12 protein-coding genes, 2 pseudogenes and 1 riboswitch are annotated in these 13,909 nt (G+C 43.6%); of the genes and pseudogenes, 3 read left to right on the plus strand and 11 right to left on the minus strand.

Translation table 11 applies throughout. The features are described 5' to 3' along the window. Nucleotides 1-592: alpha-helical endospore appendage domain-containing protein (locus PAV_RS35560; protein WP_040736289.1), on the minus strand; the 592-nt coding region annotated here is incomplete at its 3' end. Nucleotides 593-966: 374 nt separating this feature from the next. Continuing rightward, nucleotides 967-1,027, plus strand: a riboswitch (Fluoride riboswitch). 71 nt (nucleotides 1,028-1,098) lie between these two features. On the opposite strand from PAV_RS35560, the gene PAV_RS19225 reads away from it, so the two are divergent. Further along, nucleotides 1,099-2,439: a voltage-gated chloride channel family protein gene (locus PAV_RS19225; protein ID WP_005549081.1), complete on the plus strand. Its 1,341-nt coding sequence runs from the start codon at nucleotides 1,099-1,101 to the stop codon at nucleotides 2,437-2,439. Nucleotides 2,440-2,755: 316 nt separating this feature from the next. Here the strand turns inward: PAV_RS19225 and PAV_RS19230 are convergent. From PAV_RS19230 to PAV_RS19250, 4 genes and pseudogenes are all read right to left on the minus strand, one after another. Beyond that, nucleotides 2,756-3,900, minus strand: a protein-coding gene (locus PAV_RS19230; RefSeq protein WP_085981350.1) for an IS3 family transposase whose coding sequence is annotated in 2 segments (ribosomal slippage) — nucleotides 2,756-3,627 and nucleotides 3,627-3,900 — 1,146 coding nt in all. Because the reading frame shifts where the segments join, the coding sequence is not laid out codon by codon here. Between the two features lie 371 nt (nucleotides 3,901-4,271). Continuing rightward, nucleotides 4,272-4,622, minus strand: coding sequence for a hypothetical protein (locus PAV_RS19240; protein ID WP_005549083.1), 351 nt, complete (start codon nucleotides 4,620-4,622; stop codon nucleotides 4,272-4,274). A gap of 561 nt (nucleotides 4,623-5,183) precedes the next feature. Then, nucleotides 5,184-5,609 (minus strand): hypothetical protein, encoded by a 426-nt coding sequence (locus tag PAV_RS19245; RefSeq protein ID WP_005549085.1) that lies wholly within the window; start codon nucleotides 5,607-5,609, stop codon nucleotides 5,184-5,186. 295 nt (nucleotides 5,610-5,904) lie between these two features. Then, a pseudogene (locus PAV_RS19250) lies at nucleotides 5,905-6,118 on the minus strand (response regulator); the annotation flags it as partial. A gap of 213 nt (nucleotides 6,119-6,331) precedes the next feature. Here PAV_RS19250 and PAV_RS19255 point away from each other — a divergent pair. Further along, the gene (locus PAV_RS19255; protein WP_005549088.1) at nucleotides 6,332-7,039 is read left to right on the plus strand and encodes a L,D-transpeptidase family protein; all 708 of its coding nucleotides are present in this window, start codon (nucleotides 6,332-6,334) and stop codon (nucleotides 7,037-7,039) included. Nucleotides 7,040-7,206: 167 nt separating this feature from the next. Here the strand turns inward: PAV_RS19255 and PAV_RS19260 are convergent, their stop codons facing one another. The 6 genes and pseudogenes from PAV_RS19260 to PAV_RS19285 form a co-directional block, all read right to left on the minus strand. Then, on the minus strand, nucleotides 7,207-7,518 hold the full coding sequence (locus PAV_RS19260; RefSeq protein WP_005549089.1) for an alpha-helical endospore appendage domain-containing protein: 312 nt from the start codon (nucleotides 7,516-7,518) through the stop codon (nucleotides 7,207-7,209). 200 nt (nucleotides 7,519-7,718) lie between these two features. Next, nucleotides 7,719-9,332 (minus strand): bifunctional metallophosphatase/5'-nucleotidase, encoded by a 1,614-nt coding sequence (locus tag PAV_RS19265; RefSeq protein ID WP_005549090.1) that lies wholly within the window; start codon nucleotides 9,330-9,332, stop codon nucleotides 7,719-7,721. Nucleotides 9,333-9,438: 106 nt separating this feature from the next. Beyond that, nucleotides 9,439-10,988 (minus strand): annotated as a pseudogene (locus tag PAV_RS19270) (DNA-binding protein). A 326-nt stretch (nucleotides 10,989-11,314) separates the two neighbouring features. Then, nucleotides 11,315-12,181: an NmrA family NAD(P)-binding protein gene (locus PAV_RS19275; protein ID WP_005549095.1), complete on the minus strand. Its 867-nt coding sequence runs from the start codon at nucleotides 12,179-12,181 to the stop codon at nucleotides 11,315-11,317. After that, a complete protein-coding gene (locus tag PAV_RS19280) occupies nucleotides 12,178-12,672 on the minus strand; it encodes a hypothetical protein (RefSeq protein WP_051135166.1) in 495 nt (164 codons plus the stop codon). The genes PAV_RS19275 and PAV_RS19280 overlap by 4 nt, the downstream gene beginning before the upstream one ends. Before the next feature lie 121 nt (nucleotides 12,673-12,793). Further along, nucleotides 12,794-13,339 carry a MarR family winged helix-turn-helix transcriptional regulator gene (locus tag PAV_RS19285; protein ID WP_005549098.1) on the minus strand — a complete coding sequence of 182 codons (546 nt, stop codon included), beginning with the start codon at nucleotides 13,337-13,339 and terminating at the stop codon, nucleotides 12,794-12,796. A gap of 232 nt (nucleotides 13,340-13,571) precedes the next feature. Here PAV_RS19285 and PAV_RS19290 point away from each other — a divergent pair, with 232 nt between their 5' ends. Further along, entirely contained in the window at nucleotides 13,572-13,868 is a 297-nt protein-coding gene (locus tag PAV_RS19290; protein WP_005549100.1) for a hypothetical protein, read from the plus strand. Nucleotides 13,869-13,909 lie beyond the last annotated feature (41 nt).

Consider the following 13,909-nt stretch of genomic DNA (forward strand, 5'->3'; position numbering starts at 1 on the left):
TTGCTCCGGTCGCTCCTGTTACTCCTGTCGCTCCTGTTGCTCCAGTCGCTCCGGTGGCTCCTGCCACTCCAGTCGCTCCTGTCGCTCCGGTCGCTCCGGCTGCTCCTGTTACTCCTGTTGCTCCTGTTGCTCCTGTTACTCCTGCCACTCCAGTTGCTCCGGTCGCTCCTGTTACTCCTGCCGCTCCTGTGGCTCCGGTCGCTCCTGTGGCTCCAGTTGCTCCGGTGGCTCCAGTAATACCAGTACTAGGGCCAGTTGGGCCTGTTGGACCTGTTGGTCCTGTTGGTCCGACAGATATCGGTATAGACAAGATGCTTTCTAGTTTGGACTGTAGAATTAATTCCTTTTTTGTTATGTCTCGTATTGTATCTCTTACACTTTCGTTTACAAGTAAAATGTCGCTAATTGTAGCAGATGGAGAAGTAACACCTGGTAGAGTTCCTAAAGCAAACTGAATTTTTTCACCTTCGGCATTAATAATGTGGCTTAACCCAATCTCTTCCAAAGCTATAGAAGATAACAATAAATTAATTGCATTATCTCTAGTTACTGAAATAGTAGGAGTGATGTTGGGTATACTAGATTGTGACAAATAAACCCCTCCCTCAAGTTGTATTTTCTACCACTCTATAATTATATGAACATATGGAGAAAGGGCTTGGATAAAGATCGAGAGGTAAAGACATAAAATAATAAAGCCTAGTACCGGTTGGTAGATCATTGCGACTGTTCCCAGAAGACTTGTGACCTGCACATAAAAAGGCCAGTAATACGCATAATATCGTTCCGAGTATCAGGAGCACTGTACATATGTATAATTCCCTTGTGCTTCCCTTCTTCGAAATTGTTGGAGTTTCAATAAGGAAATGAATCCTATGGAATAACGTCTATCAACTATCCGCGAATCGCGAATATGGTAATGGAATAGGTTTGACTTGAATCATGAATTAAAATACAATTACGTTAGCATGAATAGGCGATGGAGTTCGCCATAACCGCCGATGAGGCTAATGACTCCTACCAGAGAATTTTCATTTCCCTGGTAGGAGTCTGTTTTTTGTCCACAATAGAAGGAGAGGAAAGGACGTTGAGGAAGTTATGTATGTAAATAATCAGAAAGGCAAGCTGCAACGGCTATTAGAAACAACTACATACCCCGCCATTATAGTATCTTTTTTGAAATGGATTGTACTGGGAAGCCTTGTTGGACTATTATCAGGTACGGCTTCTGCGTATTTTTTATTAAGTTTGGATTATGTCACAATCACGAGGCTGGAGCATCCCTGGTTATTGTACTTATTGCCGCTCGGCGGAGCGCTGGTAAGCTTTCTATATTGGAAGTTCGGCAAGAACAGTGCTAAAGGGAACAATTTAATCCTGGAGCAAATTCACGATGGCAAGGAAACGATTCCGCTGCGCATGGCCCCGTTAGTTCTTTTTGGCACACTTGTTACCCATCTGTTCGGCGGATCGGCTGGACGTGAAGGCACGGCAGTTCAAATGGGAGGCAGCTTGTCAGAATGGCTTGGAAAGTTGTTGAAGGTGGATGCAGTAGATCGCAAAATTTTGCTCATATGTGGAATAAGCGGCGGATTCGGCTCTATATTCGGCACCCCGCTTGCAGGTACGGTATTCGGTCTTGAAGTGCTTGCGATTGGTCTTATTCGGCATGAGGCTCTTATCCCTGCATTTGTAGCAAGCTTCGTAGGCAATATCGTCACCTCGAATGTATGGGGAATTACTCATATTCACTATGCGGTACACGAGTTTCCTGGGTTGTCGGCAATCGTACTAGGTAAGGTTATACTAGCATCGATTCTCTTTGGACTAACAAGCCGACTGTTCAGTCAACTCACTCACTTTTTAAAAAAAGGCTACACCAAGCTGTTTGCTAATCCGATGATAAAAAGCGCAGTAGGCGGTCTTGTCATTATCGGATTTGTGTATATCGTCGGATCGCGTGACTATTTAGGTCTAGGTATACCATTAATTCAAAGTTCTTTTACGGAGAACGTATCCCCTTTCGCCTTTCTTGGCAAGCTCATTTTCACCTCCTTCACATTAGGAGCAGGCTTTCAGGGCGGTGAGGTTACCCCGCTATTCGCGATTGGGGCTACGTTGGGCAACACCTTGTCAGGCCTGCTGCAACTGCACGCTCCCTTTCTGGCAGCATTGGGCTTTATCGCTGTATTTTGCGGTGCTACGAATACGCCTATCGCCTGTTTTCTGATGGGAATAGAGCTATTCGGTTCGGAAGGCGCATTATATATGTTTATTGCTTGCTTAGTCAGTTATTTATTTTCTGGCCATACAGGAATCTACACGTCCCAACACATCGAGGTATCAAAATCAAAACTGATTCAGGTCGATGCTGGTACTGCATTAGGTGCAATTAAAAAAGACAGAAGGCAACAACTCGATTCTAACCAAGGTAAATAACTCAAATAGGAATCAAAAAATACTTGATCATTAACCGCGGCTGGCATGGCTGCGGTTTTTTGTATTTCCTTCCTGCCCTAGATATGAGCATCAGGATAAATTGTATAAAATAGATGCATGTAATCGGCAAAATATGTAAATGAATGATCACGATTAGGGATCTAGCCAACAAATGACGTAAAACACACGCTGCGGGTGGTGTCAACGACGCTGGTACGACTGGGATAAGTTAACTCCTTACTGAACACAAAAAAAAGCTCCTTCTGGTCGGGACTGACCCCCGTTTGTGAGACAGGGATCAAAACACCTTACAAGTTTAAGCAGCCAGTCGTCGAAAATTAATCGGCGACTGGTTATTTAGTTTCGTTTGAATGCGAATTGAGTTATAGTAAGTAATGTAATCTCGAACGATCTGCTCAACGATGGCGGTCGTTGTACAGGTAATTTTTTCGAGATAGAACGTTTCAGACTTTAGTGTGGAATGAAACGATTCGATGGGGGCATTATCAGCGGGCGTTCCCTTGCGGGACATGCTCATGGTAATGCCTTTTGCTTTTATTGCTTCTTGATAAACCTGAGACGTATATACACTTCCTTGATCGCTGTGAAGCATCATATCTGAACGTAGCGGAAGCTGATTCAGCGTATCAAGAACAAAAGAAGTGTCTTGCTTGTCTGCTATACTGTAAGCCACGATCTCTCCGTTATACAAGTCTAAAATACTTGATAAGTATAGTGTTTTTCCGCCGTAAGGCAAATACGTAATATCAGTCACGAGTTTTTGCATCGGAGCAATTGCTTGAAATTGACGCTTTAACAGGTGTTCCGCGACATGTGCTGGCTGTCCAGTAGGTTTGCGTTTCTTCACTTTAACTCGGCATTGTAGTCCTTCACGTTGCATAATTCGCTGTACACGTTTGTGATTAATTTGTTGTTCCATTCGAAGGAGTGACGTGATCTTTCGGTACCCATAACGGAATTTATGTTCCGTACAGAGCTCTCGAATTTTCCCTACGGCATTATCTACACGCTTAGCTCTGCAAGATGATTTCCAACGATAATAATTAGATCGAGGAATCCCTAACCATGCACAGGCTTGAGTAATACTTATTTCTCCTCGAATGGACTCCATCCAAGCGATAACTACTTCAGGTGACACCTCCTTTCCAAATCCTTGTACTTTTTTAGAACCTCTAACTGCTGCTTAAGAAAATGATTCTCTGCTTTCACTTTTTCAAGCTCTGATAGATATTCTGGGCCTTTGCCGTAGCTGTATTGCTTACCTACTGGCTGCTCCAGGCGATAGAGTTCACCTTCCCGATACCATTTCATCCAGACTTTTAACTGAGTCTCATTTTTGATGTTTAGCTCGTTCATTACTTCTTTCACAGGAATACCAGCTAATCTCATTTCGATTGCTTTCAATTTCACTTCCGCCGGGTAACTCACTCTAGTTGCCAACGCAAAAACACCTCCAAGATTGTCTCCCTTATCTTACGATATAAGGATATTTCTCTTAAAGGTGTTTTGATTTGTCTCACGTTATGGGGTCAGTCCCGTCACACGACACTCGAAAAGAGCTCTTTTTTGTTTGTGTTGAGTTCGTTTTTACTTTATTAATAATATACAAATTCCTTTTGAATGGTAGTTTTTATTCAAAGCAAGAAGAATAGATGTCCCCTATACTAAAAAAACCAATTGCCGACTAATTAATTCAGGGCCTGCATCTTGTGCAGCGGTTTTAACAGCATATCCAATTGCTTCACTTATGCTGTAACCCCACTCACTTCTAGCAACTTTAAAAGCAGGAACCAAGTTACCAATAAATTTTGTTACTCCTCCACCTGCTTTAATAACGTCTTTAATTTTTTTGCAATCTTTGTAAATGAGAACAGGTTTTCGGCAATAGCCAGTCCTACTGCTGAAATACACCCAATTACCCCTAAAGTCTCTACTTTTGATGTATTATAGAATTTCTCTCCATCTGTAATATACATATCACCTGTGTAAGCACTCAGCCATTCGGCAGTTGTTTGGGATCCTTGTTCAATTACTTCATCAGGTATAGCTTCAATTAGGTATAGGTTTTTTTCCAACTCAGCAAATTCAGTTTGGCTAAATTGGTATGTGTTTTCGTTACTAGCACTTGCCGAACCAACTCCTATTAAATTTAACAACAGCACCAAAGCTACGACCCAGAAATAGTCTTCTTGAAAAAATAATTCATGGGTGTACTAACCCTACTTTACCAATATATAGCGTATATTATACTAATGAGTATGTTATTCTGTAATATATTTTTCGCCGGTAGGAGGGGTTAATTTGAATAAAAAAAATATCTTTTTGGGTTAGTGGTTCTAATTATTGCTATTATGGGTTTTATTATTTCTCGGACACAAGTTGGAACATTTCAAGTGATCTTTAATATTTTAGCAATTCTAGTAATTATCCTGATTTCTCTTCTGTTTTTTAGAAAAAAATCTTAAAGCTGGCGCGGACTTGTAGCACAATTACAAAGAAAGCCTGGGGATCCTTGGGCTTCTTTCAATTACAACTCCGATTCGTCCAGCAGCCGTAATTCCAATTGTATACTGCACTACGCGCGGTTCGTGAACAAATGCTTTTATCTCGTGCTCGCTGCCCTCAATTGGCTGTGTCATTACGTTGAACACCCCTTATTGCGTAATTAACAAAGAAAGCCCGCTTCCCACAAAAGGGGATAACGGGCTTCAATAGAATTAATTTTAGCGGGAGATGTATGCTACTCCTTTAGTTGTTTTATCACCTAAGTTGTGAGCCACTACATAGTGTTTCTTATTTTTATTAACTAGAACATCTTCAAACACAAGTTTCTCATCATGGTTTCTCCGCACTGTCTTACTGGCTATTTCAGTATCACTATCACGATTTGTTTCTTCATAAAGCGTATATTCAATTTTTGTGTTTCCGTCACTGGATTGCTTCGCCTGTAAAGTTATTCTGTCACCAGTTGGATAGAATGAGCCAGAAGACTCTGTTTTACCTGCTCTGACTTCAAAACCCCACGTGTAATTTACTGCTTTAACAGAGCTTTTAGCTTGAGTCACATTTGAAATAGATGGTTGTGCATATGCTGGGATAGCCATCAAGAGCGTAGCAGCCGCAGTCATAAGAATTAATGACTTTTTCATTAAATGTTCCTCCTAATTTAATGTTGTTTGCATCAATAAGTTTGAAGTGTACTACTGAAGTTGAATTTATTGTAGCTATAAATAAATCAAATAAACAGGGGAGTATCATTACTATTTCTAGTGGTAAAATGATTATTTGTACGCAAAAAAAGACAGCATTAATTGCTGTCCCTTATACGTTATGTATGCCGTTAAATGCTATATAAAACACTTATGTGATCAAAAAAGGCACAATGCGCCCAAAAAGAATCCAATTCAGCTCTTCATCTCGTTTACATAACGGAAAAACATCAGACGCTCCATTCCATTCGATAAGATCGACAGTCTCTTCTCCGTATGCATATGTACGTCTCAGAACGGCTTGAACCTTAGCGAACAGCACTTCAATATGGAATGGCTTCTGCATATAATCATCAGCCCCCAAATTCATTGCCATCACCATGTCCATTGGATGATCACGAGAAGAGAGAAACAGATCGGCATCTGGATACGGCGCGAATTTCCCTACAACAGACTGGAAAGATACTAGTATACTGCTTACGTAACGATTCGTAAAAACTTCTTCGATCCTGTAGCTGTGATATGCCGTTGTGTTAAGGATATTTTAATAATTTCGCGTAAAAGCGAAATGCTTATCCTAGTTGTTATTTTGTATAGATTGTTCAGATTCGGTGAAACTACCCGAAAGGAAATTTTTCAGTGTTTGGGGAATGGAGATGTTAATGAGTGTATATCGATTGAAAATAACATGCTTACGATTACTGTCCATTTTTTTGCTTATCCATCTTGGAATAGATATGCTTGACCATAATCTTGCCCGCGCCCAGCCTATACGTACAGTACAGTCCGATCCAAATGCTTTTTCAATTGTCATATTCCCTCACTTGCACCGCCTTGTCGTAATGAAGAACGGGATTTCCACTAAGTCTTATCACATTGCTGTCGGCAATCCCACTACTCCTACGCCTGCTGGGGAATTTCGGATTATCTTTAAGGGAGAGAATTGGGGCCCATCATTCGGCCCACGTTGGCTTGGCTTAAATGTGTCTTGGGGGCACTATGGAATTCATGGTACGAATAAGCCCCATTCCATAGGTCGGCATGTTAGTCACGGATGTATACGGATGCGCAATAAGGATGTTATGGAATTATATGAAATGATTCCGATCGGCACGAAAGTGGTCATCATGGGTCATGTGTTAGGGGACTTGAAGCATGATCCGCGTAACTTAGCGGAAGGTGATGCTGGAGGAGATGTGCAGTTGATCCAATCCCGTCTGCAGAGTGCCGGCTATTTTACCGGAAGGTGCGACGGCAAGTTTAGATCTAACACTACCTCTGCCCTTAAGCGTTACCAACGAGATCATCAATTGACTCAGGATGGAGTAGTTACATTTGCAATATATATTCATCTTGGATTGATCGAATAATGGATAGCTTCCATATCATGATGATCCGGGATTACTAAATTGAATGAAGCGTTAGTCATTCGTACGGTTGCAAATAGCACGAATGACTAACGCATTTTTTACGAGGTGAAAGATTTTAGCATTTGTACAATTTAATCTTCAACCACTTCATTACCAATTGGCACCTGTTAACCACCTAGACGTTCTATTGCATCTAGCACATTTTCCAGCTTATCTAACAGTACCAATTCTTTTTTAGTAATGGCCGATATGGTTTGTTGTACACTTGCATTTACAGCCAGGATATTACTAATGGTTGCTGGCGGACTGGTAACTCCCGGTAATGTTCCAAGTGCGAACTGAATCTTTTCCCCTTCTGCATTAATAATATGGCTAAGCCCCAACTCTTCCAACGCAATCGACGCAAGTAACAGGTTAAATGCTTCACCACGAGTAAGGGTTATTACAGGCGTTATATTTGGCACATTCGCTTGAGACATACAATCACTCCTCATACATTTTTAAAGTGTAAAAAAGGAAATAATCGAACTAATCATATACTATGAGTGCCTGTTATCTACGGTATAGTGCATATTCATCTATTGTGTAAAAATGGGCGCTGACTCGTTCGATGTATGAGGGGTTTTAAATCATTGATATTCCAAGCAATTTGCCTTTAAACGCAAGCCAATGTGATAAGCTAAATGACAACTTTCCAACTATTGCATTGCACAGCGGTAATCGTTCCTCGCTTCATAATATAATCCGCAATTAACTCAGCCATATCCGTCGGCAGATCGCGAACAACAGGTTTATTGGCAAACATGTGGTAATTCCCCCCGCCCCCTGCTCGGTAATTGTTCATGGCGACGTCATACAATGCATGCAGTTCAATTGGCGCCCCACTGACCGTTAGCTTTGTCACGCGCTCCCCGATTGGTTGAGACACCTGAATTTCATACTCGATGCCTGACCACATGTCATAGTTATAATGCTGCGGCTTCGGGTATAAAAATGATTCACTCACCTGTATGCTGTCACCTTGTTCTGACAACGTAAAATAAGTAGCAGATTGCTCCAGGGCGTCCTTAATATCTTGACCCGAAATGCGAATGACCCGCAGAGTATTCGGATACATGTAATTGGCCATTACATGTCTCATTGTAATGCTGCCGAGGAATCCGGGCGCACTGTCATCGAAGAGGGCTGTATTGGATATGTCGGTGTGACCGTATTCCATCTGCACGCGGTTGATGAATGTGATCAAGGGATGATCGGCAAGGCGTGTTCGTGCGGGATCGTCAATTGCCATACTGCCCTCTACCCTGCCAATCGGTTGATCCAGCCAGGCCTGCACTTTACGTTCAGTATCAGCAATAGCATCTAAAATCCGCTCGTCAGAAGCCGCTCCATCGACATCCATAAATTCAGAGCGACAGCTTGCCAATGACCATCCCTCCTCAGTTTTGGTCATGCTGATTTCCATGTAACCCATCCCTTGAGCATGAGAACTCGGCTGAGCAACCCATACTCCGTTCACCTGCTCGTTTACAATCAAGCGGTGCTGGTGTCCAGTAAGCAAAATATCGATTCCTGGCACATCCATACAGATTCGGTACCCCTGATTCTCGCCGGTATCAGCCTCTGCTTGCATTCCGCTGTGTAAGTCTCGCTCAAATCCACCGTGATAGGATACGATGACGAGATCGACCAGCTCTTCGTTCCGCAGGATGTCGACCCAGCGCTTCGCAGCGGTTACCGCATCTTCAAAATAAATACCCGCTATGTTCTGCGGCAGTTCCCAATTCGGAATATAAGGAGTAGTTACGCCTAGAATACCTATTTTCAGACCATTTGCACATTCCTTCACGATGTAGGGACTGCCGAAAAATGGCTCCCCCTCCTCACCTCGGAGCAAATTGGCGCTTAGCCATGGGAAGTGAGACTCCTTGATCGCCTGCTGTAAATAAGGCAGTCCATAGTTAAATTCATGATTGCCGATCACGGCAGCGTCTGCCTTCATAATGTTCATGCAGGCGATTAATGGATTAGGCAGCTCTGGCTGCATGCGTGCATGATAATACGAAAGCGGTGTACCTTGAATCAGATCGCCATTATCGATATAAATCGTATCCGAATATTGCTGCCGCAATAGGTCAAGTGCTGTTGAGATTTTGGCTAGCCCTGCTTCGATCGGTTGCTGATCGGCATAGCGGTACGGCATAACAGTGCCGTGAATGTCACTCGTATGTATGATTGCGAATGGAAATGTAAGATTAGTTGCTTGTGAATGATTCGAAATATCTTTGTTCATCGTCAAACTCCTTCTCATTCTTGCTGTATAAGTGAAATCACAGAGAGCCCCTGCTGCGTGAAGCGGCGGGGGCTGCTCGATATGTTTTGTTTGCGTGCAGTATCGGTTAAGGCGTAATCGTTACCGAATCGGTTTGGTACACATTGCTGCTATCCTTGCGCAGACGAATATTGGCTGCACCGCTTTTACCGGACTGTGTGCGCATTTGAATCGTTTGCACCGCAGTTCCGCTCCCATCGGCTGAAAGCGTCACATTCTGATATCCATATCCACTCGGCCATGATCCGTTCGGGTGTTGAACTTGGCCTACCTGCAGCCCGCCTGTTAAGTATACTCCAATTTGCAGCGTGATCGTGCTGTTCGGTGTTAAGCCGCTTGCTGAAATAGTCACGTCGAATGGCGTTCCGGCAGTCAAGGAAGCAGGGTGTGTCATGGAAGGATTGCCGGAAGGATTCTGTCCGCCGCTTGAAGCACCATACGATCCACTCTTGAACGTTGATGCATCCCACCATTTATATCCTGCTGCTGGGGCTGCCCAAGGCTCAGGCTGCGGTTCCGTGCTTAGCTGCGGTGTTTCGAATGGAAGAAGTGCTGTCGAAGTGTCAAGTTGAAGGCCAGGAACCTGGGTAAAATTGGTATAGGATTCCTGATTCGACAGCCAGTCGATGAGATTCATTAGCAGGATGGCATCATCCTGTTCTTTGAAGCCGTCATATGTTTTTTCTTTTGGCCGTTCTCTTCACGCAAGTACTTAGGCGTCGCATCTTCAACAGGAGATGAATCACCAATGACTGCTGCCTTGCCCAATCCGACCTTCGCGATGGCAACATAAGCGCCCTCAGCTACGCCACCGCCATTATAAACTCCTTGATCGACTGCGTTTGGCCATTTCTGGCTGCTGGTAAGAGCCGGAACATATACAATGCCCTTAGCGATTTGAGGATTCGTAATCGCAATTGTCGAGCCTGCATGCATTGCTACACTATTTACTTGATTCGTTATGTCTAATGCTTGCTGCGGAGGGACGATGATATTCGCGTTAATGTCACCCAACGCATTATAGCGAATCCGCATACCGAAGTTATCTGCCAGCCAATCGGAGTTGGCTACGTCCTGCATGGCAAATGAATTTGCTTCTTCCGTGCTCATTCCTTGCGCTGGATTGCTCCATGCACCACGGCGATAGCCGTTAAATACCTCTGAAGCATCCCAACGATTCTTATTACGATCTGCATTATAATGATCTGCGATGAAGAAAATGCTGCCCCCGTTGTTCACATACTGCAGCATAGCTGCTTGCTCTGATGTTTTGTATGGAATGTTTGCCTCGCCAATGACAAATATCTGATAATCCTTCAGATCGTTGTACGTAATTGGCGTTGATTTACGCAGTTCCTTTACGTCATAGCCTTTGTTTGCAATCGCATTAGCAAAATCAGAGAAGCCGCCGTCAATAACCCAGTCTGCTGCGCCTGCTGTCTGTCCATGTGTATTGTCAAACAATACTTTCTTTCCGTTCGGTGTACCTTTGGCAGAAATAAACGGCGCCGGATCGGCAGGGCCTTCTGCATAAGCTTGTGAACCTGCTCCAGTAGACAATACAGGTACTGCAATCATGGCAGCAAGTACGACCTTCAACCATTTGCTCTTCAACATTGTAAGCATATTCACTTCTTCTTCGCCTCCTCATCATGAACTATTGGGATTAGAATCGTTTCGTTCAAAAATCATTATGCAACTGAAGTATTAATGGAAGTGCATGTTCATGCGAAGATTATGTGAATAAGCCCAATTTTATGAATACGTTCATAAAAAAATGCTTCCACTAGCAAAAATGCTATGGAAGCGAAACTTTTTTGTCACTGCACGTATGTTGTCGGCTAATATTCATAGATACGCATAATGATATCCCAAGCCTTAAAGCCTTATGCCCCATCCAACTGTGTTCCGTCAGACACCTGCACTCTCCCTCCTCCATCCGACTACCGGAACAGGCCGATATGTTCTTGTAAAAAAGCATCAAGCGTTCGAGGTTCCTGGCCGAGCAAGTTAGCTACTGTTCTTGTCGGTTGCTCAGGAATGGCTGCCGACATCGCTTGAATTTCTACAACATGATTTGCAAGCCATGCTGGCATTTGTTCATATTCCATTAAATTGCGAAGATGGGTTTCTCTATCCAGATCAATGTAGCGGACGGCTCGTCCGAGTAGAGTTGTAAATTTTGCCGCTATTTGTTCATAATTGAATAATTCCGAGCCGGTAAGCGTGTAGGTTCTTCCTGCCTTCTCTCGATTCGTTAATGCTACAGCAGCGACGGCCGCAATATCGCGACAATCGATGAAGTTGCACACAGCGTCCCCCATAGATCCGTAAAAGGCATTTTGCTTGGAAATAGATCCCTTCATTCTCAGCAGGTTCTGCATAAATGCGTACGGACGCAGTATCGTATGCAGCATATTCGAATCATGAATAATTTGCTCGATTTCTTGGTGCCATCTGGCTACTTCAACAGGTGTATGTTGACGATATTCAGGACTTGATATTTTTACAATGTGCTCAATCCCAACTTCGGCTGCTGTGCGAATTACGTTGCTTTCGAGTTCGACCTGTAACGGACTATTGGACATAGCTACAAAAAGCTGATCAGCTCCTTGTAGAGCACAGTGCAGAGAATGTATGTCGGAAGCATCCGCTTGTGCGACCTCAATATCTGCTTGGTTTACCTTTCCTAATTGTGTTTTTAATTTCTCCGTTTCTCTGCTTATTGCACGAACAGGTGTGTTTGACTGAACCAGTTGAGTGAGCAGTGCATTTCCAATTGTTCCTGTTGCTCCTATGATCACGATCATTTTGACACGCTCCTTTTCATTGCAACCTGTTTCTGCATGGATAAGTGCCATCGACAGGCTGTGCTTATACAGGCAATCGTCGTAGACAGCGGAATATCGAACCATATTCGATTCAGCCATGATAGCTGTTCAGGTGTGTACACTAGGCCCAGCATTCCAAAAACAACCACGACTACTACAATGCCTGTTAAGCAGCCAAATAAGGCGAAGGCAATTGCTACAATGACAAGCTTCGATTTGTACAGCCAACGCAAATGAACACTTCGCTTTTGCAACCAATAACTAAGGATCCAAGCTGTAAATGCCGATGTTCCGCCTATCGATGTCAGAGCCGCGATGAATAGGCTCCTGTCCCCGCTCACTATGCCGCCGATTCCCGCCATTGCTGCAGGGGCAGCATAGGCTACAAGCATCTCGCGCCATAGTACATACGGATGAGGCTTCATGTCGTTGACTTTTTCAATGCAGCTTGTTCGCATCGGCTTGTTCACTGTGATATGCGCACCCTCTCTGTGAGTATTTTTCTTCACCCTATATAATTAGGTTCCTAATTATATAGGGTGAAGAAAGGCTAGTTTTTCACTAGCCCATTTTCATACGTTTCTCATGTGCCTATACATTCAGTTTTGGTTCCTCAGTCAGTGCTGAGATGCCTTGTGTTACCCTGCCAAGCAGATCGAGAAACACACTTCGTTCTTCAACTGTGAGCAAGCCAACCATGGCTTCCAACCTTGCAAAATGCTCGGGAGCCATTTCGCGCAGCTTGTTAGCTCCCTGCTCTGTCAGCATGACCGATTTTTGCCGGCCATCGACTGCACTTGCACGGCGTGATACGAAACCATCCCGTTCTAAGGTGTCAATTAACCCGGTGACAGTCGCACGTGTTACACCGAGATTGTTGGCCAATTGAGAGGGCAGCTCTTCTCCGCCATTGTCTTCAAGATCTGCCAGCAAGCGATAACGCCCTGTTGATAGACCGAAGCGGGAGAAATGAACCTCTGCCGCCTGTCCCAGCTTGGCGCCTGCCTCCAGCAGTCTGGCAGCAACGAGGATAGCTTGTGCGTCAGCATCCAGTTTATAACGTTCGATCTGGCGCTTGGACTGAATGAGTGAAGGTACAGCATCATTGGATTTGGGGATTATTGGATGATTGGTCATGTATATAGTATGGTTCCTAACTACTTTTTTGTCAATCCGTTTTAGTATGATTTTTTATGTGTATTTTTCATGATTACTTTTCAGAGATGTGCGGCTGCTTGTCAATGACAATAACATCTATGACTGTGACATAAGACAAAAAATTTATTTTGGAAATGGGCTATTGCCGTGAGCCATATAGGGATCCGCGGATAGACTAATGCTGAGAAGATTTATTTCCAAGGAGGCTATTATGGATCCAAATTATTATCACCAAGTGAGTTGGAACTGTGTCAATAATTATGTAGGTATTCGGACAAAGGACAATATGTGTCATGATGGATTTATTGCTCATGTTGATCAAGATGGTTTAACACTTGCGATTCCAAGCGATCAAATGATGACACAAATGAGCGGAATGCCAGCTCAAACGTCAACGTACAGACAGTTCGGCTTCCACCCTGGATTTTTCCCTAGACGCCGATTCTTTTTTCGCCGTATCCCATTTCCCTTTATAGCAGATTTTTTCCTACTCCCGTTCTTTCTGTAGCCTCGTAGCCAAAAACAGGATAACGAGTCCCTATGCTGATT

The organism is Paenibacillus alvei DSM 29 (genome assembly GCF_000293805.1).
In the GTDB taxonomy this organism is placed as follows: Bacteria; Bacillota; Bacilli; order Paenibacillales; family Paenibacillaceae; genus Paenibacillus_B; species Paenibacillus_B alvei.

What these genes read in the sequence shown, in the direction of transcription:
- PAV_RS19255 (WP_005549088.1), top strand. Translation starts at nt 6,332, where the DNA reads ATGAGTGTATATCGATTGAAAATAACATGCTTACGATTACTGTCCATT.
- PAV_RS19285 (WP_005549098.1), bottom strand. Translation starts at nt 13,339, where the DNA reads ATGACCAATCATCCAATAATCCCCAAATCCAATGATGCTGTACCTTCA.
- PAV_RS19290 (WP_005549100.1), top strand. Translation starts at nt 13,572, where the DNA reads ATGGATCCAAATTATTATCACCAAGTGAGTTGGAACTGTGTCAATAAT.
- PAV_RS19260 (WP_005549089.1), bottom strand. Translation starts at nt 7,518, where the DNA reads ATGTCTCAAGCGAATGTGCCAAATATAACGCCTGTAATAACCCTTACT.
- PAV_RS19275 (WP_005549095.1), bottom strand. Translation starts at nt 12,181, where the DNA reads ATGATCGTGATCATAGGAGCAACAGGAACAATTGGAAATGCACTGCTC.
- PAV_RS19265 (WP_005549090.1), bottom strand. Translation starts at nt 9,332, where the DNA reads ATGAACAAAGATATTTCGAATCATTCACAAGCAACTAATCTTACATTT.
- PAV_RS19245 (WP_005549085.1), bottom strand. Translation starts at nt 5,609, where the DNA reads ATGAAAAAGTCATTAATTCTTATGACTGCGGCTGCTACGCTCTTGATG.
- PAV_RS19225 (WP_005549081.1), top strand. Translation starts at nt 1,099, where the DNA reads ATGTATGTAAATAATCAGAAAGGCAAGCTGCAACGGCTATTAGAAACA.